This window comes from Variovorax sp. V213, assembly GCF_041154455.1.
GTDB lineage: Bacteria > Pseudomonadota > Gammaproteobacteria > Burkholderiales > Burkholderiaceae_C > Variovorax.
In genome coordinates this window covers 3,030,930-3,053,110 of record NZ_AP028664.1, presented here as the reverse complement: position 1 = coordinate 3,053,110, position 22,181 = coordinate 3,030,930, and the positions used below count along the sequence as shown (strand labels likewise).

16 protein-coding genes and 1 pseudogene are annotated in these 22,181 nt (G+C 63.4%); 6 read left to right on the top strand and 11 right to left on the bottom strand.

The window, feature by feature from the left end; all coding sequences use genetic code 11:
* Positions 1-16: 16 nt before the first annotated feature.
* On the bottom strand, positions 17-676 hold the full coding sequence (locus ACAM55_RS14580; protein ID WP_369652245.1) for a hypothetical protein: 660 nt from the start codon (positions 674-676) through the stop codon (positions 17-19).
* A gap of 239 nt (positions 677-915) precedes the next feature.
* On the bottom strand, positions 916-1,884 hold the full coding sequence (locus tag ACAM55_RS14575) for a hypothetical protein (protein ID WP_369652244.1): 969 nt from the start codon (positions 1,882-1,884) through the stop codon (positions 916-918).
* A 190-nt stretch (positions 1,885-2,074) separates the two neighbouring features.
* Here ACAM55_RS14575 and ACAM55_RS14570 point away from each other — a divergent pair, with 190 nt between their 5' ends.
* Positions 2,075-3,199, top strand: a complete 1,125-nt coding sequence (locus ACAM55_RS14570) for a Druantia anti-phage system protein DruA (RefSeq protein WP_369652243.1) — start codon at positions 2,075-2,077, stop codon at positions 3,197-3,199.
* Here the strand turns inward: ACAM55_RS14570 and ACAM55_RS14565 are convergent.
* From ACAM55_RS14565 to ACAM55_RS14555, 3 genes are read right to left on the bottom strand one after another with little or no spacing between them, the layout of a single operon-like run.
* Positions 3,196-8,766: a DEAD/DEAH box helicase gene (locus ACAM55_RS14565; protein WP_369652242.1), complete on the bottom strand. Its 5,571-nt coding sequence runs from the start codon at positions 8,764-8,766 to the stop codon at positions 3,196-3,198. The two genes, ACAM55_RS14570 and ACAM55_RS14565, sit on opposite strands and share 4 nt — an antisense overlap.
* Positions 8,767-8,781: 15 nt before the next feature.
* Positions 8,782-9,867: a hypothetical protein gene (locus tag ACAM55_RS14560; RefSeq protein WP_369652241.1), complete on the bottom strand. Its 1,086-nt coding sequence runs from the start codon at positions 9,865-9,867 to the stop codon at positions 8,782-8,784.
* Positions 9,864-12,707, bottom strand: a complete 2,844-nt coding sequence (locus ACAM55_RS14555; protein WP_369652240.1) for a hypothetical protein — start codon at positions 12,705-12,707, stop codon at positions 9,864-9,866. The genes ACAM55_RS14560 and ACAM55_RS14555 overlap by 4 nt, the downstream gene beginning before the upstream one ends.
* Positions 12,708-12,924: 217 nt before the next feature.
* Here ACAM55_RS14555 and ACAM55_RS14550 point away from each other — a divergent pair, with 217 nt between their 5' ends.
* The 4 genes from ACAM55_RS14550 (at position 12,925) to ACAM55_RS14535 (ending at position 17,374) form a co-directional block, all read left to right on the top strand.
* Entirely contained in the window at positions 12,925-13,812 is an 888-nt protein-coding gene (locus tag ACAM55_RS14550; protein WP_369652239.1) for a DNA-processing protein DprA, read from the top strand.
* The gene (locus ACAM55_RS14545; RefSeq protein WP_369652238.1) at positions 13,813-14,499 is read left to right on the top strand and encodes a hypothetical protein; all 687 of its coding nucleotides are present in this window, start codon (positions 13,813-13,815) and stop codon (positions 14,497-14,499) included.
* 199 nt (positions 14,500-14,698) lie between these two features.
* The gene (locus ACAM55_RS14540) at positions 14,699-15,925 is read left to right on the top strand and encodes a hypothetical protein (RefSeq protein WP_369652237.1); all 1,227 of its coding nucleotides are present in this window, start codon (positions 14,699-14,701) and stop codon (positions 15,923-15,925) included.
* A 36-nt stretch (positions 15,926-15,961) separates the two neighbouring features.
* Complete coding sequence (locus tag ACAM55_RS14535) at positions 15,962-17,374, top strand: hypothetical protein (RefSeq protein WP_369652236.1); 1,413 nt, start codon at positions 15,962-15,964, stop codon at positions 17,372-17,374.
* A gap of 11 nt (positions 17,375-17,385) precedes the next feature.
* Here the strand turns inward: ACAM55_RS14535 and ACAM55_RS14530 are convergent, their stop codons facing one another.
* From ACAM55_RS14530 to panD, 6 genes and pseudogenes are all read right to left on the bottom strand, one after another.
* Positions 17,386-17,604, bottom strand: coding sequence for a hypothetical protein (locus tag ACAM55_RS14530; RefSeq protein ID WP_369652235.1), 219 nt, complete (start codon positions 17,602-17,604; stop codon positions 17,386-17,388).
* 45 nt (positions 17,605-17,649) lie between these two features.
* Positions 17,650-17,874: a hypothetical protein gene (locus tag ACAM55_RS14525; protein WP_369652234.1), complete on the bottom strand. Its 225-nt coding sequence runs from the start codon at positions 17,872-17,874 to the stop codon at positions 17,650-17,652.
* Between the two features lie 106 nt (positions 17,875-17,980).
* Positions 17,981-19,558, bottom strand: coding sequence for an IS66 family transposase (locus ACAM55_RS14520; RefSeq protein WP_369652233.1), 1,578 nt, complete (start codon positions 19,556-19,558; stop codon positions 17,981-17,983).
* A gap of 18 nt (positions 19,559-19,576) precedes the next feature.
* Complete coding sequence (gene tnpB / locus ACAM55_RS14515) at positions 19,577-19,927, bottom strand: IS66 family insertion sequence element accessory protein TnpB (protein ID WP_369652232.1); 351 nt, start codon at positions 19,925-19,927, stop codon at positions 19,577-19,579.
* Positions 19,903-20,430, bottom strand: coding sequence for a transposase (locus tag ACAM55_RS14510; RefSeq protein WP_369652231.1), 528 nt, complete (start codon positions 20,428-20,430; stop codon positions 19,903-19,905). Before ACAM55_RS14510 ends, tnpB begins: the two co-directional genes overlap by 25 nt.
* A gap of 163 nt (positions 20,431-20,593) precedes the next feature.
* Positions 20,594-21,006: pseudogene (gene panD, locus ACAM55_RS14505) on the bottom strand (aspartate 1-decarboxylase).
* A gap of 374 nt (positions 21,007-21,380) precedes the next feature.
* Between panD and ACAM55_RS14500 the strand changes: the two are divergent.
* Entirely contained in the window at positions 21,381-21,911 is a 531-nt protein-coding gene (locus ACAM55_RS14500; RefSeq protein WP_369652230.1) for a JAB domain-containing protein, read from the top strand.
* The last annotated feature ends 270 nt before the right edge of the window (positions 21,912-22,181 follow it).

Below are 22,181 nucleotides of genomic sequence, written 5' to 3'. Positions count from 1 at the left end.
GACGCAACTCACGGCGTCAGTAGGACGGCAGCAGCGGCGTCAAGCAGTCCTCAAAGCCAAGGTGCACCCGGTTCATGCGGGCCATCAAGACGCGATCTCCGGTGAGGATGGCCAAGATCATGGCGCTGATCGTGACGAGGCCGTTCGAACATTCGACCAACTGGTGCACGAGTTGCACTGGGAAGCCGTCCTTGTGACGCCGTAGCGCGTGAATGCCACCATGAACGAACGAGTTCAAAGCGTGGCGCTGCATATCCTCGAATCGACCCAGCATCGCAGCGGGCGCTGCAGCGGGTGGCAGGGTGGCTGCGGCATTCCGAAGTTGCTTGATCATCTCCCTTGCTGCCGGCAACTTCCGCGCTGCTTCGTCCGCTTCAGCGGTAAGCGGGGCAGCGGCGAGCGCGACGTGTCCTTCGGTGGCGGCAAACAGTACCCAAGCCGAACGGGTTGTCGCCTCAAACTGCAGCCGCATGAGTGGGGCGGCTGACGACACGAAGCCGCCAGCGACCAGAAGCCGCAGCGCCCGGGCGTGGTCGATTGAAAGTGAAGCTGCGGTGACGCTGAGGTCCATCCGCAGGGCATCATCTCCGCACTCGGGGTAATGGTCCAAGTCCAGAAGCTTGACGATCGTGTCGTCGAGTTCGTCGGATCGGCGGAGTATTTTTTCAATGTCCATGCATCAACTCTTGCGCGTGTTCTAGCCTCGACGGCTGGTTCAAACTGCGGACTGCTGCTGACGATTATGGTCGGCCGCTTGAAGCACCTCGCTTGTCCTTCGTGAAGCACATCGAGAAGGTCTGTTTGAAGTCGGACTTTTTCTACGAGGCAGTTGCCGAGCCCGGACTTTTGAGACGGTGCCGGCACGGCTCCGGTTTGCGTAGAGCAGAGGGCCATCACGTCCGGATCGCTATCAAGTCAGCCGCGCTGTGCGACGGTGCCGGTTCGCAGCGCAGTCAGGACGGCCTCCAGCGCGTCATTCGCTGGAACCAGTTGAGCGTCAGCGACGGGAAAGGGCGCTTCACGGTGGCATCGCTGCGCGATCCGCACCAAATTCTTGTCAGCGGACAGCAGCAGGTCCACCTCGACCAAGTATGTGCCAAGCTGTGCGTCCGCGGGGGTGCCGTCGGTGACCTTGTGAAAACGTTGCTGGAACCCGATGGCGGTGCGCAACCATTGCCGTGGCATGCGCTCGGTGGACACGTCGTAAAACCAGAACTTGACCAGGTCCGACGACTGAACGCCCAAAAAGTTCATGATGACCTCGCCGCCAATCCACTGTTCATAAGGATGGTGCGCGTCCGCTAAGGCAGTAAGCCAACAGGCCAACGCCTGGATGCGCCACATGTCGAGCCAATCTCCATCCCATCCCTGCATCGGGCCGAGCGGTTGGGCACGAAGTTCTGTAAGTTTGAAGTCCTGCATGCTTCGAGGAAGCTGCTTGGCATCCTCCCGGATTTTCCGCGTGTCCGCCCGCGCCAAGTCGAGCAGGTTAGTCTGTGCCACGTTGGAAGCCTCGCGGTCCATCGCGTGCACAACTCGGTGCCAGAAACCGTTTCGCGAACGTTTCCAGTCGAATTGAAGTCGGCGCTGCAGTGTCGTGTCGGCGGGCGCCCGCTGCCATTGAGGTCGCACGCGGAACACCTCGTCCCGGACCTCCATCGCCTCCGAATAAGCCTCGGGCATGAGGCGCGTCCAGTCCGGCAGCGCCAGCGCGCGGACTAGGGCGGTTCGCACAGATCTGTCCCCGGTTCGCAAGGCTTCGTAGACCACGGCCGGCGCGACTACGACTTTATGGCGCGATTTACGTGCGGCCTGCTGCAGGCGGGGCAAGGCACCCGTATCGACGATGTAGCGCCAGACATTGGTATCCAGAAGGATCTTCATTGGCGAACTATCCCACGCGAAGGTGCAGTCCTCGGATCGGTCGGGCATCGATGCGACAGGGCTCGCTGCCCTACCTTGGGGGATTCGCACATGAACAGCCACAATACGGGTAAAGCATCCCAATATCGTGTCTACCACCCCCCATAAGAAATCCAGATCCCAACCCAAGCCGAATGGCAGGGTCATTTACATGCCTCGCCAGATCAAGGCTGCGGGGGACGCTTTGCGGGACTCGATCGAGCAGGCATGTTCGTCATTTGAACTGGCGATGGCGAACCAGGACAAGGATTATGTGAGGGCGCTGCACGGACAGGCCAAGCATATGGAGCCGGGCGTCGACGCACGTCGCGTGAAACGGCTGTTCGCCAAGCACCGGCGCAGCTTCAGGCTGGGGACGGACATCAACCCCGCCAACATCAAACCCGTGCTCCGCCTGGCCACAGACGACAACGAATGGTCTGAAATGTTCATGGTCGTGCGCGCGCTCTGGTCAATGCCGTACAACAAGGGCTACGGCCGGCGCCTGCGCTTCGTCGTATGGGATGACCACCACGGTGCAGTAATCGGCATCATCGGCCTGCAGTCGCCGCCGGCCGATCTCAGTTGCCGCGACCAACTGTTTGCTTACCCGGAGAAGCTCAAGCTCAACTCGGTGAACTGCACCATGGACGCCTATGCGGTGGGGGCGGTGCCGCCGTACTCATTCCTTCTGGGAGGCAAATTGTGCGCCGGCATGATCGCCACCGACCCCGTGCGTCAGGCGTATTGGCGTCAATACGCAGCCAAGCGGACCGTGATGCTGGACCAGGACATCCGGCAACCGCTTGCGGCTGTGACGACCACAAGCGCCTTCGGCCGCAGCTCGATGTACAACCGGTTGCGCCATGGCGATCGTGTGCTTGCCGAGCCCATTGGCTACACGCTGGGCTACGGTACGCTGCATCTGGAGCATCTCTATGGCCAGATCCGCGCTTTCCTGGAGATGACCGGTGACTACAACCATGGTGGATTCGGCGCTGGGCCGAAGGTGCGCTGGCAAAACATCACCAATGTTTTGCAGAAACTGGGCCTGTCCGGCTCGCTGCTGCAGCACGGCGTCAAGCGCGAGGTCTTTCTCTTTCGGCTCGTCGACGATCTGGAAACCGGCATGGCGGGCGGCGGATTCGGCAAGCCGCTGCGGCTCGCGCCGAAGGACTTCGGCAGCTATTGGCGCGAGCGCTGGGCGCAACCCCGCGCGGAACGTTTCCCGGCTTGGAACCAGGGCAATGCCGTGGAGCTGATCGAGCAGACGCTGATGCAAATACGTGCCCACTAGGGCGCGGATTGCCCCCGCGTAAGCTCGGCGACCACGTAGGCGGTCGCGTTCGGCAGGTTCTTCTGGACCAGCAGTTCGCTGGGCTCGATCAATATCGCCCGCCTTCCGTCGGGTGCCAGCGTAATTTCCTCGCTGCGGCCTTGTTCCTCCACCAGCGGATTCCGGATGCCGACGATGTACTCGGTACCGGCACCGTCGGTGGCCACAAGGGGCGCCGACACGACCCGTCCGTCCTCGCAAGCGAAGTGCATGGGCCCCGCGAGCTGGAAACCCGCCAACCCATGCCGCTGCACATCGGCGCGCAGGAGTTCTCCCGCCAGTTGCAGACGCCGGTCGTTGAACGGCTGCACGGAACCGCTCAGCAGGTACTCCAGAAAGGCGATGCCGATATGCCGATCGATCGCGCCATGGTCGATGCGGTTGCGGAAGTCGCGCAGGCAGCGGTAGCACGAGCTGTCGCAATTCCCCTTGCAACCCCGCATTTGCGCCAACGCCTCCTCGAACAGCGATATGCCCTTGGCCGCCGCCGCAGTGGCGTACCCAGCGCCGCCGGACAACGTGTCGTAGAGAAATATCTCCGCCTCCAGCCCCACGGTGCCATCGGTCGTCAAGGCCGGCCGGTATTCCGCCAGGACTTCACCCGACTCGATCCCGAGCAGTTCGGTGGCAGCACGGGACAGGCTTTCACACAGCGTGCGCAAGACGATGTGCGTCAGTGAGGCGGTGGGCAGCAGCCTGATCTCTGGAGGCAGGCGGAACGTGAAGAGCGCAACGTCGGTGATGAAGTCGGTGCCAAGGATCACTTCGTCTTCGGTGGCGCCGCCCGGGCAATAGCGATGCGTCTTGTCCGGGAAAGGTTTCTGGTGCCGGCCGCCAAGCGTGCCATGCAGCTTGGAACTGGCCTCGATGCGGCCGCATTTGGTGCAGTAGGAATAGCCCACCCGCTTGGGTCCCGTGTTGGACACGAGCAGGCGGTGACGCCGGGTGACGTAGCGAATGCGAGGCGACAGGTGCGTGGTCTCGTTGCCGGGCGGGCTGTCCATGGTGAGCTTGGCGCGGGTCGCATAGGCGGTATCGGGCAACTCCTCGGGCGAGGTGACTTCCGGCACGTCGACCGGATGCGCGAAACCGACAGGTCTGATCCAGTAACGCGCCGGCCCCAGCGAGGCCGGTGTGGTACAAGCCGGGCACTGTCGCACCTCGCCATAGCGCAGGTTCTGCCCTGGGATCTCTGTGAAAGCGTAGCCGCAGGCGCGGCATTCCACATGCAGGCGCCGGGTGTCCCACATCTTTCGCATTTCCTTGAACGACTGCGAGTAGATCGCACCGGACGTGTAGCACTTGCCCGCGATCCAGACCTGCTTGCCTGGGGCGTACTGGCTCAGGGCGACGGTCAATCCCTGCGAGGGCGTGAAGGCCATCTCGGGCCGGAAATCGGTCGACGCTTCGCGGTTGAAGACGTGGAAGGTGGCGACGTCGGTAGGAAACGCGTAGCGCGGCAGCACGCCGCAATAGAGCAGACGGTCCAACAAGGATCCCCGGGGCGCGCCTTGGACGGGACGGGACTCACCAGCCTCCGCCTGGACCTCGAGGTATTGCGTCTCGTCATCCAGCGGTGGCGGCGGCGTCGCGGCGTCGCCGACCTGGTAGAGCGCCATGTCGATCGCGCTCAGGCAGTCCGCCACGAAGCCATCGAGCAGCTCATTGCGATCCTTGTCGGACAGCTCCTTTGGGATCCACTTTTCGATGCGCGCGCGCAGGCCCGCGCGGTTGGCGTTGAGCCAGCGCTCCAGGTCCGCGCGGCTCAGCACGCTCAGCGGCTTCTGGAATTCCTCCACCTTTCCCAGCACGGAGAACAGGTCTTGGTCGTGAGTGCCGGACACGACTGGCAGTTTGGCCTGGTGGTAGCTTTGCAGCAGGAACGCGCGGATGTGCCGGCAGGCAATGTCCGGGTTCTCGAGGTTCAGCGTGGGATCGACTACCTGGCCGGTGATCATGTCGGCCGGCTTGGAGAAGAAGTGTTCGTCGTGGGTGTCGGATCCGCCGTACGCGACGACGGTGGCGATCGCGCTGCCACGGCGACCGGCACGCCCGGCGCGCTGCTGGTAGTTCGCTCGCGCCGGGGGCATGTTGCGCAGGGCGACGCCGGCGAGCTGGCCGATATCGATGCCTACTTCCATCGTCGTGGTGCTGGACAACACGTCGATGGCCGAGCGCGGCATGCGCTTGTCTTCCTCCGGCAGCTCGACGTCCTGAAACAGCAGTTCGTTCTCCTCCGCTTTTGAGAAAACGTCCTGCGCCTGCGCCGTGTTCAGTTGGGCCGTGTGCTCGGCGGCGATGATCGAAATCGGCGGTTCTGGGTTGTCTCCGAGGGCCGCGAGCACTGCCTTGCGGAAATGTCCTTTGCGCGCGAGAAACACCGGATCCGTCGTCGGGTCCAATGGCGCGGTCGCGGAATGGCCGCAGTCCAGGCACTCGCGAATGGTCGATACGGGTCGGTGCACCGACTTGCAATCGCCGCAGCGCACCCAACGTCCGTCGAGGGCCAGGGTCAGCTTACTGCCATTCATCACGTGCTTGCCGCTGCCCATGTCGTCGCAGAACACTTCTAGCAGCGTGGGTAGCCACTTGGTCTTGAAGAATTTCTTGTTTTGCGTCGAGCCCAGTCGCTTGCCGAATCCGCGGGCGAACTCGCCGGTCCGGCTGTCGATCACCGCGTTCTTGTCGGGGTGCGACTGGTACCACTTCGTCAGGCTCATCTTCGCCGATATGTTGAAGCCCGCGGTCGTCCACTCGCGCATCCAGGCGCGCACCAGTTCGACCTTCTCTTGCGGTGTGGTTGCAAGGCCGGGAAAGTCCGGCAGCTCGTGTACGGCCGCGGTCAGGTCCTGGCGCTCGGCCAACGAGGCCAGCGCCAACGGCTCCAGCCCGAGCAGGCCGTTGCGCAAGGTGCTCAGGATATCGGCCAGCAGTGTTTCAGGCGCGCGCTCGCCCCGCAGTTCATAGCACTCGGTCATCAGGTCGGCATCCGACGCGAGCAGTCGGTCGATCTTCGCCGTGATACGCCCCAACTGCACGAAGGACTCGCCGGACGCGAGTTCCGGCTTAATTCGCACTCGAAGTTCCGCCGCGGCGATCAGCACGGCGGTGTAGAGGTCGTCCAACCGCAGCGAGAGGCCCGGTATGCGCAACAGCCTTTGCCAGCCGCGCATGATCAGCGGACGCAACGAGTCTCGTGCGGAGTATGTTTGCAGGTTCGGCGCGAGGCGCGCGGCGACTTGGCGGGAATCGGAAAACGCGAGCACCTTGCGACCTCGCAGCGGTGCGAATACTGTGGCGGGCTCCGCGTTCTCTGGCTGGATTTGCAGTTGCCGCGTCAGCAACACTTGGAACGGCTGGTCGCCCTTGGTTTCGTGGTCCTGAACGGGCGACAGCCCCTGCCAGCTCTCCCGGTCACAGACCGGACACTCATCAAACGCACCGGGTTGTTCCGTCTGCGCAGGAGGCGGGGCGCCGGCGGCGACAGGCTGCGGGCGACGATTCGGACGCAGGTACACGGATCTCGTGGGACCGACAGGCCGCGGCGCGTTGATCCGGCCGGTCGGCAGGTCGTAGATCGCCTCTTCGGCGGCAGCGGACTGCGCCGGCGGCGTTAACAGCATGTCGAGGGCCAGCAGCTCATCGACGGTACCGATCGGCCCGCGCAACCTCGCTCCCGGTTCGTTCCAGACCAAGGTGGGCGATTCGGGGTTCTCGCAGTAACCGCGACCATACGCAGTTCCGCATTGTCGGCAGGTATACAACTCCAGCACGCGTGAGCCGCAGGCGCACTGGGTCATCGGCTGGCTGTACAGCTTCCCCGCCACGCCGCGTTGCGTGGCGTCGATCTCCGTGCAATCGGGATTCATACAGACCCAGAGGCCGCGCAATCCACGGAAGAAGTTGTGCACGCGGCAGGGCAGCAAACTCGGCTCGTCCGTTTTGAGACGCGCGAAGGTTGCGAGCGAAGCGAGATTCGTCACAGCCATGTCGCCAACATCGCGGTCCACGCCGGGGAAGACCATCGCGCCCAGCGACCCGACCGGACGCGACTGGCGCATAGTTTCGTTCACCAACAACGACAACGGCGGGTATGGGTTGAGTGCCGCATGCAGGTTCTTCGCGACATCGGCGTCCTGTGTGACGCCGAGATGTCGCAGCAAAGGTGCGACGGCGCGCTGGCGGTCTTCGTGACGTTCGCTGTGGAAGTCCTGCATTGCGAGACCGGCCAGCAGCTCGGCCGCAGCCGCATCGCCGGTCGCGGCACCGTCCTTCAGTTTCAACTTTCCTTTGATGACGTCGAACGTGTCCGCGGGCACGCCGGTCAGCTCGGACGCGAACTGGGGTGCGTAGTCAAGGTCGCCGAAGCTGGCCGTGGCGCAGACCACCTGCAGGCGCTCCGGCGGGATGTCCAACCGGTCGCGCAACCGGCGCAGCAGCAGGCCGACTTCGGCCCCGCCAGCTCCGCGATACAGGTGGGCTTCATCCAGGATTAGCAAGAAACTTTCGCTCGGATTGGCGGCAAGCCAGGCCTTCGTCTGCTCGAAAATGGATCGTTCGAGCGGCCGCATCATCATGTACTCGAGCATTGAGTAGTTGGTCACCATGAGGTCCGGCGCCCAGGCCTGGGCCTCATGTCGCGTCAGCAGTTCGGAGTCGTCCGGCAGCGTGACAGCTCGCTGGAACTCGCCGGTGTCGCGGTTCTGCCAGAATCGAGAGGGGCCTTCGAACCAGGCTTCCAAATCCGGCTTGGCTGGCCATTTGCCGCGCTTTTTGAGATCCTGGATCAGCTTGGCTGCTTGGGCACTCTTCTTGGGATCGTCGCCTCGCGCATTCTGGAGGGCGTCGATGTAGAAGTCCCGGATCGGCTTCAGCCGACGCTGGTCCTTGCCTTTGTCCCGCAGACCCGCATACGGCGTGCGGCTGGTATAGCGCGCAAAGCGCGGCGGCCGGCCGCACCATTGCTTGAACAGCGCGACGAGGCGAGGATCGGCGACGATGTGGCGCAGTCGGGTGAGCTGGTCGTTCACCAGCGCGTTCATGGGGTAGAGAATCATCGCCCGCATTCCACTGGTCCGCGCGAATGCTTCGGGGCGGCCTTGCGCCTCGCGCGCCAGCTTGCCCATCACCGGCATTAGGAAAGACTCTGTCTTGCCGGATCCGGTGCCGGTCGTGATGACGAGGTTGCGCCAAGGGGAGGCGAGTGCGCGACGCGCCGCATCTGCCTGGTGGAGGTAGGGCGGGTCGTAGAACAGGGGCTTGCCCTCGGCGTTGGGCTGGGCCAGTAGCTCGAACACCTCTCGTGCCGCAGGATGCAGACCTTCGATCTGCGCGAATCGCTCGCCAGTCTCGTATCGGGGGGTGGACTCCAGATAGGGCGTTTGGTGGACGACGCCCACGTCCAGTAACAGGTCCTGTCGTTGCCGGATGAGGCCCATGTCGGCGATGTGGTACTGGGCCTCGATGTATTCCGTCAGGGCGGCTCGCAGTTCGTCGGCCGCAGCGTGAATGGTCCTATGGGCGGGCATGGATTCTTCCTTCGATCATGGTTGCGCGGGCATGAGCCACAACTGCTCGCGCAGAAAGGCCTCCTCCGCGATGCGTTGCGCGTCCGGCACCCAGAAGGCATACGGCGCGAGAGCGGTGGTGCCACCGTCGATGTATTCGAAGCGGCGTCGTGCGAAGCGCGGGAGAGGAAACGAGCAGATGATGACGACACCATCGTCGCGCGGCGCGCATCGATAGGTGCCAGGTTGGCCGGCGAACGCGTCCAGCGCCAGTTGGGCGAGCCAAGCCGCGTCGCTCGGGGCCAGCGCGCTGTCGCGCAACGGCAGCCGCAAATACCGTTTCACCTCGCCCTGCTCGAGCTCGACGAGGCACCAGATCCGATTGCCGAAGCCACCCGCGAAGCGGCCGACGCGCAGCCCGCTGCCCTTGTCGGGCGCCATCCAGCGGCTCGTGTACGCGGTGCCCGGCGTGGAGGCTGGGCGCAGCACGCGCAGTTCGGCAATCGTTCCGGTCGCGCCCTCGCGTTCCAGCTTGCGTCGCAACGTGGCAATGTGATTCGCGGCAATTTCCGGACGGCGCGCATGGCGCCACACGTCGGGCTTTATCTCGCGCAGGCCGAGCGACGTGAGCGTTTCGGCCAGCCCCTCGTTGAGTTGTTCGTCCACGAAGCGCGCGCTTCCCTGGTGGCGTAGGCGTTCACGCACGCCGGTGGGAAGGAACAGCGCGCCATCGGGCGGGATGCCGAGGATGTACAGGCGCGCCCCGGGACCGCGTACAAAGCCGGGCGGTGCGCAATACAGCCAGGTCGGTTGCTCGTGCTCTTCGGCGATGACCACGTTGGCTAGCTCGAGGAGGTCGCCGCCCACCAGTGCTCCCTCGATAGCGGCCTCGGTGCGCCACTCGAGTTCGTCCGTCCACTGAACCAGGCGGTCGAGTGATTTCAACACCGCCAGCTTCAGAGCCGCACGCGGACATGGACACAGTACGCCCGCCAGGCGGCGCATCACGGCCGCCACTAGCTCAAGCCGCCCATCCGATCCCTCAACGGGGGTGACACCCAGGTCTGACGCCAATTCGGCCAGGATGGAGGAGGCGTCAGCACGCATCGCAACGACGGTCATGCTTTGCTTTCGTCCACGAGACGCAGGTGCAGATAGCGCGCGGCCCGTACCAAGATCGCCTCGCGATCGGACAGCCGGCTTGCCAGTGCAATCGGCGCGGACGCGGCGAGCTCGCGCGGGGCCATCGCCAAGGTCCACGCCTGATTTATCGCGCGGGCGTCACTCCAGCCGAAACTGTCCGCCACGTCCGCGTGCAGCAAGCGAGCCTGGTCCACATTCCACGGCGTGCCCGCCGCGCGCCACCGATGCCCCAGGCTGATGGAGAAATTCAGGAGTTGTGCGTTCCAAATGGTCACGGCGGCTTCGACACGATCCCAGTCGGGCGCAGGTGCATTGACGCTCGTCAACAGATCCTCGATTCGCATCCAACCGGCACCGCACGCGACGGCAAGCATCTGGTGGTGCAACTCCAGCAGTGAGTGGTCCCGGCGCAGCCGAGCCGCGAACCCCGCAGGCTCGGCGCTCGACCACCGGCGGTGGGCCAGGCACAGTGCGGACAGGTTGTGCACCGCGGCCAGTGCGGCCATATCGACAGGGCTACCCAGCGCTTCGAAACCGCGTCCAAGCTGCGCGGGTGCCACCACCACGCCCTGCTCGATGCTGCCCGACCGAGCCACATACAGGCCACCGAGGTCGCTGGCTTCCGTACCGGCCAAGAATCGGTCCATGGGTTGTTCGTCCTCGCGGGCCGGTGTCGCGAACTGGAACGTGCTGACGGTGGTCGCGCCTTCCTCCCCGTCATCGATCAGGCGCAATTCGGACCGGCTCTTGCCGCGTCGAATCGCCCAGCGCAGCGGATGGAGCTCGCGCCGCAGTGGAATGCGGAAGATGCCAAGATCCTCTCCGCTGACCTCGATGTAGCCGCCGCAAGCGGTGAGGTACAAATAGTCGTCCCGCTCCCTGCGCGCGGCGGCTTCCCAGCCCCGGCTCCAGTCCTCGTGCCTGACCGGAAGCGCGTGCGTGAACAGCTCCTGACGCGAACTCTGCGCTCCCGCGGCGTCGAGCAGCACCAACGCGAAGCTCGCCGTGCGGGCCGGGTCGCCCTCGACTTGAATCTCCAACAGTCCGTCGACCAAATCGTCCAAAGTTGGCGCGAGTGGCGAAACATTCACGACCATCGCCGGGTGGCAAAGCTGCCCCGGAATCCATGTTGAGGGTTCACGAACCGTGAGACGCAGCCTTGCCCTTCCTACGGAAGGCGAGCCGAGGAATCCGTTGCGTCGCGCGACGATGGAAAGTGTGTGGCTGCCGGGTGCGAGCCTGGGCAGCGTGAACATTACACGATGCTGCCCTTGGTCGGGCGCAAGTGTCGCCGCGATGCCGCCGTTCAAGGCCACCTCGAAGGCCGTACAGTCATGGTTCACGCTGGCGATGAAGCTGGGTGTCTCCGACGTTAGCCACTCCCCCTCGCTTTCGCCGTCCCACTGGCGCGGCAGAATGCCCAGCGGCTCGACGCGAATGCCGCGGCTGACGGCAATGCCAGCCTCGTCGAGCTCCGCACGCAAATCGTCAGACGGCGCTATGGGCACATCGAGGGTGAATCCGTGGATGTGCGTGCAATTCACTTGGACAGGGGTCGCGACGCCTGCGAGGAACGCCGGGTCGCGCGCGAGCACCAAGTAGCGCTCGCCCGGGTGCACGGCGCGTAGAGCCGCCAGCTGCGCCCGGCCGCCATCGGCGAGGATCCGAAACACCCAGCAAGGCCCGGATGCCAGCCTGCACTCCTCGGCAATCAGGTTGTCGAAACCCTGAAGCGCTTCACTAAAACGCAGTAACGGCTCCCGGTCGTCAGGCCACCGCTGCAGCGAGCGCTCGCGCCGCGCCGTCACCAGAACCCGCGCGGGAAACCAGGCCTCTCCGTGGCAGGGGATGCTGACCATGCACTGCGCAAGGTGTCGCGCGAAATCGCCATGCCGGTTGCTGAGCGCCTGAAACGACGGCAGTTGCAGGCTGGCGGCCCAGCGCCCGGCGCCGTCGCGCTCGAGGATCACATTGGAGCGGACCAGAACCTTTTCTGTCTCGGGCGTCTTTCCCTCGCGATCGTCCTCGCCCGGCGGCACCAACCTGAACGGGCCCGACAAGCCCGACGAGCCATGAACACGGTAGCACGCGTACTCGTAATGACGGCGCGTGTCTTCGAGCATCTCGCGCGCAAGAACCGTGCGACTGAAGTCCTGGATGATCCGTCTAAGCGTCGGCGGATAGATGGCATCCTGATCATCCGGATCGGAGTGCAGCAATCCAAGCACGATGCGACCGACCAGCTCCTTCTGCGCGAGGAAATTCCAGTACCGGTCGGAGCCGTGGTGCGTGTGAGCGGCAACCAGGTTTCCCACATTGGCGGGCGTCAGCGCACGGGTGGCGCCGAGGCGGAATCGCATCTGATACATCGATTCGGCCAACCGGAACTGCAGATCCGAGGGAAGCAATGCATGGGTGATGGGCCACGCGATGTACCTGTAGTTCGCGGCCCAACGTCCATTCGGCCGGGCGCCGCGGAACGTTGCCTTGAACTTGACGAACCAGGAACGCAGCAGGTCGCGCACCCGGTTGTAGTTGTCCCAAGCCGGCGTCTTGGCGGCGAACGAGGGCCAGAATTCAAGTCCCTCGAAGGTATATCCGTGTTCCGCGGCGTGCACGACCCAGGACAGCCAGAAGCGCGACGTCAGCTGCACCTGCGCATGTTCTTCCAGTCCGCACTGCAGCTTCTCGAGCTCGATCGGTTCGAGCCCGTGCTCGAGTGCGAAAACCGGATGGCCGGCCTCGCCCTTCAGTGAGGCAAGCGCGCCGAAGTGCGCGTGCAGTCGTGCGTCCAGGGATTCAAGGGTCGATCCCGTCACGACACGCCCTTGAGCAATCCCCACCGGAACAGACCGACTGCCAACTTCTTTGCCACTTTCCCGCCTGTAATCTTCTTGTTACATGGTGTCAGAACGCGCGGGGTTTGCATAGCGACATGGATCACATGATTGAACTGGTATTATGTACAGTATCGGACTGCGCCACATGCTTCCCTGTAGGATTCGCCGGCCAATCCGTGTCGCCTGCGAGGCCCGCGTGAACATTCATGTTGCTAACTTTCTCCATGGGAAGCCGGTGGACGCCGGCTTGGAGATGGGTGCGTACGAGCACCTATGGTTGCAGCCCGACGCCACGGTGAAGCGGATCGCTGAGCTGTTTCAACGGCAGCCTGACGCTCTGCCCTCGGACCTTGTGGGCGAGGCCGAGGCTTTGAGCGCGGCCCGCGAAGTCCTCGCGGAGTTCGAGAAGAAGGGCTTGCGCGACGTCGGCGTCCGTGTCCACGGGGCTCACGAGTATCCCGAGCCGCTACGCGATGCCGCCGACCCAATCGACGTCTTGTATTACCGCGGCGCCTGGGAGCTGGCCGAATCCCCGAAACGGATCGCCGTCGTCGGAACGCGCGCCGTCACTCCGGAGGGAATCAACCGCACCAAACGCTTGGTGAAGCTCCTCGTCGAAAACGGATTCACCATCGTGTCCGGCTTGGCCAAGGGCGTAGACACGGTTGCGCATCGCACCGCCATCGACAGCGGCGGCGAGACGATCGCGGTGATCGGCACTCCAATTTCGCAGGTGTACCCGCGCGAGAACGAGAAGTTGCAGGAGGAAATCGCGCGCAGGTTCCTCCTCGTGAGCCAAGTGCCGGTATTGCGATATGCGCGGCAGGACTATCGCTGGAACCGGGGGTTTTTTCCAGAGCGGAACAAGACCATGTCGGCGCTCACACAGGGTACTGTCATCGTCGAAGCTGCCGAAACGTCCGGAACGCTAATTCAAGCCAAAGCGGCGCTCGAACAAGGACGCAAGCTGTTTATTCTGGACAACAACTTCCGCAATCCTGATATCCGCTGGCCTGCGCGACTTGAAAGCCAGGGCGCGATCCGTGTTCGCGAGTTCAGCGACCTTGTGGGGGCGTTTGAGTAAATGCAAAAGCGCCTTCAGCAAGTCGGTGACGTCGAGCGGCCACAGCATTATTTTTTGGAACCGGACCATCGCTGCTATTTCTGGGGTGAGTACACCCCTTGGGAACACACAGGCGGCCGGAAGTGGAATTTTTCCGAGACGAATCAGCTGATCGCCAACTTCAAGAAGCCCATGGATAGGCGGGGAAAAGATGACTGGTGGCGCAAACAGGCGGCGATCGACCGAACCAGCCAGGCATTCGCCGGACTATGGAAGTGGCAGTTGCTCCATGAGCGTGGCGCGGTTCTCATCCCGGTTCCTCCTTCCAAGCGGGCAGGCGACCCACTGCATGACGATCGAATGTCGAGGATGCTGCAGGGTATCCGCGCGATCACGAAGATTGACCTCGACATCCGCGACCTGCTGGTGTCGGACGGCAGCATTCCAGCCAGTCACACGTCGGCCCAACGTCCGTCCCCGCAGAGAATCTACGAGTCCCTTTCCTTCGATGCCCACGAGCGCGAGAAAGCCGCGCCCAACATCATCTATCTGTTCGACGATGTGCTCACCTCCGGAGCTCACTTCGTATCCTGCCTGCGGAGGTTGCGCGAGCTGTATTCCGAACAGCCCATCGTGGGCAATTTCGTCGCTCGCTGTGGGCGGCCGAATACCGACGCTGTTGTGCCACTGAATGACGTGGCAGCCTGACGCACTGGCGACGCCCGCGAGCATGATGGCCCCGGCGCCGATGTGCTCCCACCTCAGGGTTTCCGGTTTCAACCCAGATCGCATCAGCAGATAGCGGGCAGCAGGGGCTCGCCCACGCTTGTTCCGTCTAGGCCCGCGGGCTCTCGTCGCCCATACTCACGGACAATTCCGAATTAAGAAAACAGTAGGAGGAACAACCGTGATCAAGGTCGCTCAGGTAACCGTTGACCGAAGCTACGGGACCAAGCAGTTCCTGCCAGGGCTGGCTTCGGTGCCCTCGTGGAAATGCAATGTTCTTCATAGCTTGCTCGTAACCGGCTATCTGACGACACCACCACGGCATCGCCCCCTCAGTCTGTCGACCTACTGGGCTTGGCTTCGGTACGGTGCAGCGATATCGCGCCGCCATCGCGGGCTGCGGCTTCGGCTTGGCTGGACGGACTTGGATCCGCATCAAAAAACCATTCTGTCCGATGACTTCGGCCTCGGCTTTCCCTGCCACTTTCTCGCCGAGCGGCACGGGTTCGAGGACTTTGCAGACACGGGCTATTTACTGGACTCAATATTCAAGACTTCGGTCACCTACAAGAAAAAGCCGAAGCGCGGGCCCGCCAAGTCCCCCGATTTGATCGCCGTCGATTCGGCGTGGCAATTGCATGTGCTGGAGTGCAAAGGCACGCAATCAACTCGCAAGTATCTTCGCACCGCGGTTGCGGACGGCCAGGCCCAGAAGCGAAACCTCAAACCCAAAATTCCGGGCTTCTTCAAGTCATGCATGGTTGGGGGCATCTTTGTTCCTCAATGGCGCAGCAAGGAAACGGCGGAACTTCTCTTTATTGACCCTGAGCCGGACCCGCGTATTCGACAGCTTGAGACCTTGCCGCCGGAAACCGTTGCCTCGGCCGTCAGAAGGCAATCGCTCGCGAAGGGGCTGGCGATGTGCGGCCTTTGGGGAAGCGCGACGGCAGTAGATGGCGGCGATCTCGTCGCGGAGGAGATCGCGCGCGTTCTGCAAATCGAGAGCGGCGAGATCGCCTTCAACGGCTACGTCGAAGGCGATCTTGGCTGGCGAAAATCCGTTGAGTACCGCGCGACCGACAACACCCCTGAAGAGCGCGGGGCGTTCATCACCGAGTTGACGATCGACGTTCCGAGAAGCTTGACCGACTTTATCAAGCGCACGGTCAGCAGTGACGGGCGGCTACCATCGGGCGAAGTTGACGCTTGGATCAAGCAACAACTTCAAATGCGGCGTGAAGAAAACCGCCTCCGCAAAAGTGCGCAGCCTGTTGGAACTCGTGCTGACAACGAGCTGCCAAGCGCATGGACGTTCGATCAAGACGCAGACAGTGACGTTCAGACATCGGCGTCGGCCACGCTGCCGTCGGGCCTGCGGTTTGCGCTGAGCCTCAGGCGCATCGGCTAAGAGCGACAGCTCGAAAACATCCGAACGGAGAATCCCATGTCCACACCAGGCGACGCAGTCAATGCTCACGAGATGCCATTTCTTGAAGAACTGCTGACCGCTTCAAGCCTAGGGCTTTACTTCACGGATCACGCGATCATCAGGCTCTCCCATGACGCGTCATTTTGGGTTGAGGACAACGAGCCCACGCTTGATCGCCTCGCAGTGTTCATTCACGAGTATGCGCACTACCTCCACAACTTTTCGACCGGCGCGGGTGTCTACGGGTTTATTGCAACACTTCGGCTACTCGCGTTGTTCATGAGTACTGTTGGGGAGGATGGTGCGAGTATCGGAAGCACCGCACTAGCGCCGGAAGCCGCCGCAGAGTTCGACGGCGTTGTGAGATGGCGCAAACACATCACGGGGACGCAACTGGCTCCCATGGGCATGGGGTCTGCATCCTGGAGCGATTTGCAGGTGGTCGAAATCAAGCGAGTTAGCGACAACATTCCGCTTGCGAACCAGATTCTTGATGTGAAGTCGGCAAACGTCACATTGAAATTGGGGCGGTCGGATACCGCGCCCGTTGCTGACGTTGCTCTTGGAGCACACGTTCTCATGGAGGGGCTGGCATGGGAGATCGAGAGAATCCTCTTCATTTCAGAAGGCCGCGGCACCGCGCAGCTAGACCTGACGGTACCGGCGTGGCCATACAAGATCCCACGGGTCATCTTTGAGCAAGTGGCGGGAACCGCACTCTCGAGCGAGATGATGGCAAAAGTGCTCTTGCTCGCACTTCAAAGCACCGACCCTGGCGATGCCTTCATCGAACTAGCACAGGTTTTTAAAGGCAACGTTGAGGGACGCAGTCACGCGGAAATAGTTGGGGCTCTTCAGAAGACGGTGTGCGACTTTCTCTCAGCTAAGAAGGAGTCTTTGTTCTCTGCCTGGAAACTCGACGCGGATCGCTTCTTGTCACGCCCGCCGCTGCACCGGGCGTTTACTGCGATGCTGGGCTGGGCTAGGGAGTATTTGGAGCTTCGCACCACCTCGCCCTTTTTTGAGGTGGACTTGGTGTCAACAACGGATCGAAACGCCCTGGTGGGGATGCTGAAGGCATTCCCGCCTTGCCCAATCATTCAAGAGACTGGGCCGCTAAGCCACGAGCTCGAGTTGATTCTGCTTTCCGAGCAGCCCCCGGACCAAGGGCAGGTTCAGGACCTTGCCATTGCGCAATCACTGTTGCACTTCGCCGCCCGACATATCGGCGCCCGCGAAATCGTGCCTACCAGTCGAGCGCAAGAAGGTGCTTGTCGGTTCTGGGGGGCGTGCAAACTTCCGCTGACCTCTTCTGCTCCGCAGATATGCCAGCGGCGCCCATGGGAGTCGTTCAAACCCGCTGATGTGGAATGCTGCTGGTACGCGTCGGCCGTCCGAATTTCGCGATCGGTGAAGCGAACTTCGTAGCCGTGCGGTCGTCAGCCGCTGGCCGCTAATGCGGGTTGGGTGTTAAGAGCGGCTTCTAGCGTTTCGATCGCGGCCAGCACCACGTGCAGTGCCGGCACGTTGCCGAAGATCATGCCTGCCTTCGCCTCGTAGTCCTTAGCCAAGGGCGAGTGCATTGCCTCGTTCGGAACCAGCGTGAAAGTGCCCGGCGCCGCAGTCTCCAAGCCGAGGTCTGGGCTTCCGAAGAACATCCGCGCATGGCGTGTGCGGTCGGCGGCGATAGGGAGATCGCCTCGTCAAGTGTTCTCGGCGTCTGCCTGCATCAGCCGATACACATCGTAGACGTGCCGCGACACGCGCTGCCCGGCATGCCGCAGTTCGTCGCGATTGGCGTACCACGGCAGGCTTGGCAATTCACCACGCAAAGCCTGTGCAGCCAGTTCGGGGGATTCCTTCGCCTTCTCGACTCCCCTGAGCCAAGAACAAATGAGACCTTTGTCGGGACCGCGCCATCGTGCCACCCAGGACTCTCCCTGAGGTGAAGCAGAGCGGAAACTCCATCCGATGTAAGCGCTCAATAAACCACGCCCTTGCGCGTGGTGTCGGAGCCGATGCGGGCAGGGAGGCTTACGCGCCGCCGAGCTCGATGTTCCAGGGCAGCAGCGCCTCGTAGTCGTCGACCGTCTGCGCCAGCGGCAGTTTCTTGAACAAGGCGACGAGGTAGCGGTAGGGCTCGACGTTGTTGGCCTTGGCCGTTTCGATCAGCGAGTAGAGATTGGCGCTCGCATTGGCACCGCCGACGGTGTCGGCGAACAACCATGCCTTCCTTCCAACAACGAAGGGGCGGATCGCGTTCTCCACCGGGTTGGAGTCCAGCGGCCAGGTGCCGTTGTCCAGGAACCGCACGAGCTTGGGCCACTGCCCGTGCAGGTAGTGCAGCGCTTCGCCCAGCAGGCTCGATGGTGCAACGGCGTGCAGGTGCGTGAGCAGCAGCCGTTCGATCTCGCGCACAACGGCGGCGCTGTAGCGCGAACGCAGTCGCAGCCGGCGCGCGGGCGTCCAGTCCCTGGCCAGCGCCTCCGCACGGTAAAGCTTGGCAATCAGCCGTACGAACCGGGTCGCGAGCTGATCGGGTGAACGAGCTGCCTTCGGGATGGACTCCTCGGCCTTGATGAAGGGGCGACGTGCGTGAACCCAGCACCCGAGATGCGTGAGGCCGCCGGCCTTCGCGATGCCGTTGTAGACCTCATACCCGTCGGTGATGAGCGTGGTGCCGGGACGGATGCCGGCATACAGCTTCTCGGCGTGTACAGCGCCGCGCCCCGGCGCGTAGGCAAACAGCCGCACCGGTGGACCGGTGCCGTTCATCTGCGCCCACATGTAGCTCTTCGTCTGGGCCTTGCGCCCGGGCTCCTTGAGCACCTGAACCGTGGTCTCGTCGCCGTAGATCAGGTCCGAGTCCAGCAAGTGGTCGCGCAACAGGTTGATGACCGGCTGCACAGCCTGGCCGATGCGTACGATGCCAGAGGCCAGGGTGTTGCTCGCGATGTCGCCCCCGAAGCGGCGTAGCAATACGGCCGTGCGATACAGCGGCATGCCGAACTGGTACTTGCCGGTGATGATCAAGGCCTGCGCCTGCTCGGTGAGCAGCCCGCGCGGGATGATGCGCGCCGGCGTCGGTGCAACCTTCAGGCTCTGATCGCAGCAGGGACAGGCGTACTTGATGCGGTGGTGCTGCAGCACGCGCACCTGCTCGGGGATGACGTCCATCTGCTCGCTGACCTCGGCACCGATCTCCACCAGCGCGTGCCCGTCATGCGCGCACACACGCTCGGCCTCGGGCAGCTCGTGGCGCACGATCTCGCGCGGCAGCGCGGGGTCCAGTGGCTTGCGTCCACGCTTCTTGCGCTGATGTCCGGCGACTGGCGTCGACTCCTCTTCGTCGACCTCGGCCTGCGGCGTCTGATCGGTGGGGGCGAGTGCCTCGGCCTCGTTGAGGAACAGGTCCTTCTGGTCCGTGCCACGGGCTTCGCTCTTGGCCGCGAACAGCTGGCGCTGCAGCGCCTTCAGCCGCTCCAGTGCGAGGTCCCGCTCGGTGGTCGCCACTCGAAGCGCGCCGGCCAGTGCGTCACGCTCGGCAATGAGCGCGGCGAGTACTTCAGCGGTGATGGTGGCAGGCGACGACACGCCAGCTTGGATCGGCATACCCCCATCATCGTTCCTTCAAGCCACGCTCGAATAGCGCAGATGGGAGTGGCGTTGCACCACCGCGATGTCGATGCCCTCCAGCAGCCAGTGCAGCTGCTCGGCCGTCAGCGTAGGAACCGCCTCGGCCGGGGGCCAGATGAACCGGTCCTTCTCCAGGCGTTTGAGCAACAGCCAGAAGCCGTTGCGCTCCCAACCCAGGATCTTCACTCGGTCGCGTCGGCGATGGCTGAATACATACGCACAGGAGGCGAACGGGTCCAGGCCCAGCGCCTGCTCCACCAGCACGGCCAGGCCGTTGATGTTCAGCCGGAAGTCCACGGGCTCGCGGTGCAGGTAGACCTTCAGCCCTTCGTCGAAGCGGAACATGACAGTCGGCTCAGCATCTGCACCAGCGTGGGCAATTCCTGCAAGCTCGTCTCACTGAGATCGAGCTGCACACCGTTGGGCAATCGCACCTGCAAAGCGACCATCGGGGGCGGTGCTGCCAAGGGGCCTTCATCCGAGATCACCGCCACCGCCGTCGCTGGTGTGTGGGCGACCGCGGGCACCGTCACCGCACACCCGCGCTGAGGCACTCGTTCACTCTGATCTTGCTCGCCCTCTACGTGTACGGCAACGAATGCCGCATCCTGCGCTCGCGCGATGTCGCCCGCCGATACCTGGGCGCTTCGTCGCTGGTAGGCCGTGATCCACGTCCTCAGCAAGTTCGTGTTGACACCGTGCTCCATCGCCATGCGTGCCACCGAAACTCCTTGCTTGAGGCAGGCAACGATCAACTCCTTCTTGGCGGCCTCGTCGTAGACGCTGCGACCGTCACTCTTGCGCCCAACAACCAACCGACCTCTCAACTGTGCGTACTGCTCTGTCATGTCTACATGTCCATGTTGCTCTACATGGGCACGTAGCCTCACAGTTCATCGTTCACTGAACAAGGGCGCGATTAATTGACCGCATACCATCCGATGATCATGCTGGTTCCATTCGAAGGATGTGCAAGGAAGATACAGGGCTAGCGCTGCGGCTCGCAAACAATCATGCGCGTGAACCCTCAGATTGCGGTCTCGCCAAAGGCCGCCTGCACCGGATGTGCGCGCGTTCTTCCTTGGTGCGGTTGGCGTCGTCCACGAACACCAGCCTGGGCTTGTGGCCTGCCACCTGGTTTTCCGGCACCAGGCCGAAGGCCTCGATGATGATCAGGTCGCCCACCGAGGCCTGGCGTGCGGCCGAGCCGTTGACCGAGATGATGCCGGTCCCCGCTCGCTGCGGATCGCATAGGTGACGAAGCGCTCGCCGTTGTTGATGTTCCAGATGTGGACCTACTCGTTCTCGGCGAGGTCGGCCGCGTCGAGCAGGTCTGCGTCGATGGCGCAGGAGCCCTCGTTGTGCAGTTCGCAGTCGGTCGCGGCAACGCGGTGGATCTTGGACTTGAGCAGGGCGCGGAACATGGGCGACTCTTTCTCTGTGCGAAAAGGCGGATCGGTGGTGCCTGGTTTCGCCGGCGGACTCATAAGGGCGAGAGATGCAGCAAGCGCGGCGAGCGGAGGATAGTCGAGCCGCCGACGGTGCACGCGCTCGCCGGCCCTATCCTTGCGACCCCCGGCCCTTCGAGCCTGCGCGCTGCGCTTGCCGAAAGGCACAGGAGGGTGGTGGATGGGTTGGCTTGCTGTCCCTCCCATCGTTGCACGCCGTTCTCGCCGTCAAGGTCTGCGCGCAATGGCATTGCGCTTGCGTCCTGGCGGCCGTCTTCGAACCCTGACTGCTGCGCTGCGGCGTGCCGGTTTCGGTCTCGGGCAATCCCGCCCGATTCACGGAGCCGACCATGTCGCACGATCTCTTCTCTTCCCTTGTTTCCTTCGAGTTCTCCACTTCTGTTCCTCTGCTCGTTCGCGATGTCGCGGGCGAATACCGTCCGGCCGAGGCCGATGAGGTGCTGCTCGCGGCGCAGCGGCTGCTGGCGAGGCGGGTGCGTGGCAGCGGCGCGCTGTCTTCGCCTGCGCTGGTGCGGGACTTCCTGCGTCTGCGGCATGGGCCTCTGGAACACGAGGTATTCGCTGTCGTGCACCTGGATTCGCAAAACCGTGTGCTGGACTATGTAGAGATGTTCCGTGGGACCGTGGCACGGACCTCGGTGCATCCGCGTGAGGTGGTCAAGGACGCGATGGCGCGCAACAGCGTGGCGCTTCTGCTGGTGCATGGGCATCCCTCGGGATTGGCGGAGCCGTCGCTGGCCGACGAAGCGCTCACGCAGACTCTCAAGTCGGCCCTGTCCCTCGTGGACGTGCGGGTGCTGGATCACCTGATCGTCGGTGGCAGCGACATCTACTCGATGGCAGAGCATGGGCTGATGTAACCAAGGGGCTTCGGCCCCTTTTGTATTTCCCGCTCGCATGCGCGCTGCGCGCGTGCACCTGGCCGGCGGCCGGTGCCGGCCGATTTCCTCGATTTCATCTCTCCGGTGGCGGCACCCGCCACCTGCGCGCCGCTGCCTGCGGCTTGCCTGGCCTCTGCGGGCGCTCCTCCCGTCAAGGGCCGCTGCGGCGCCCGTGTCCTCGGCTTCGCCTGCGGGCCGCGCCAGCGCCTTCGCTGTTCTCCCTTGACGGCGCACCCGCGCCGGCCCCAG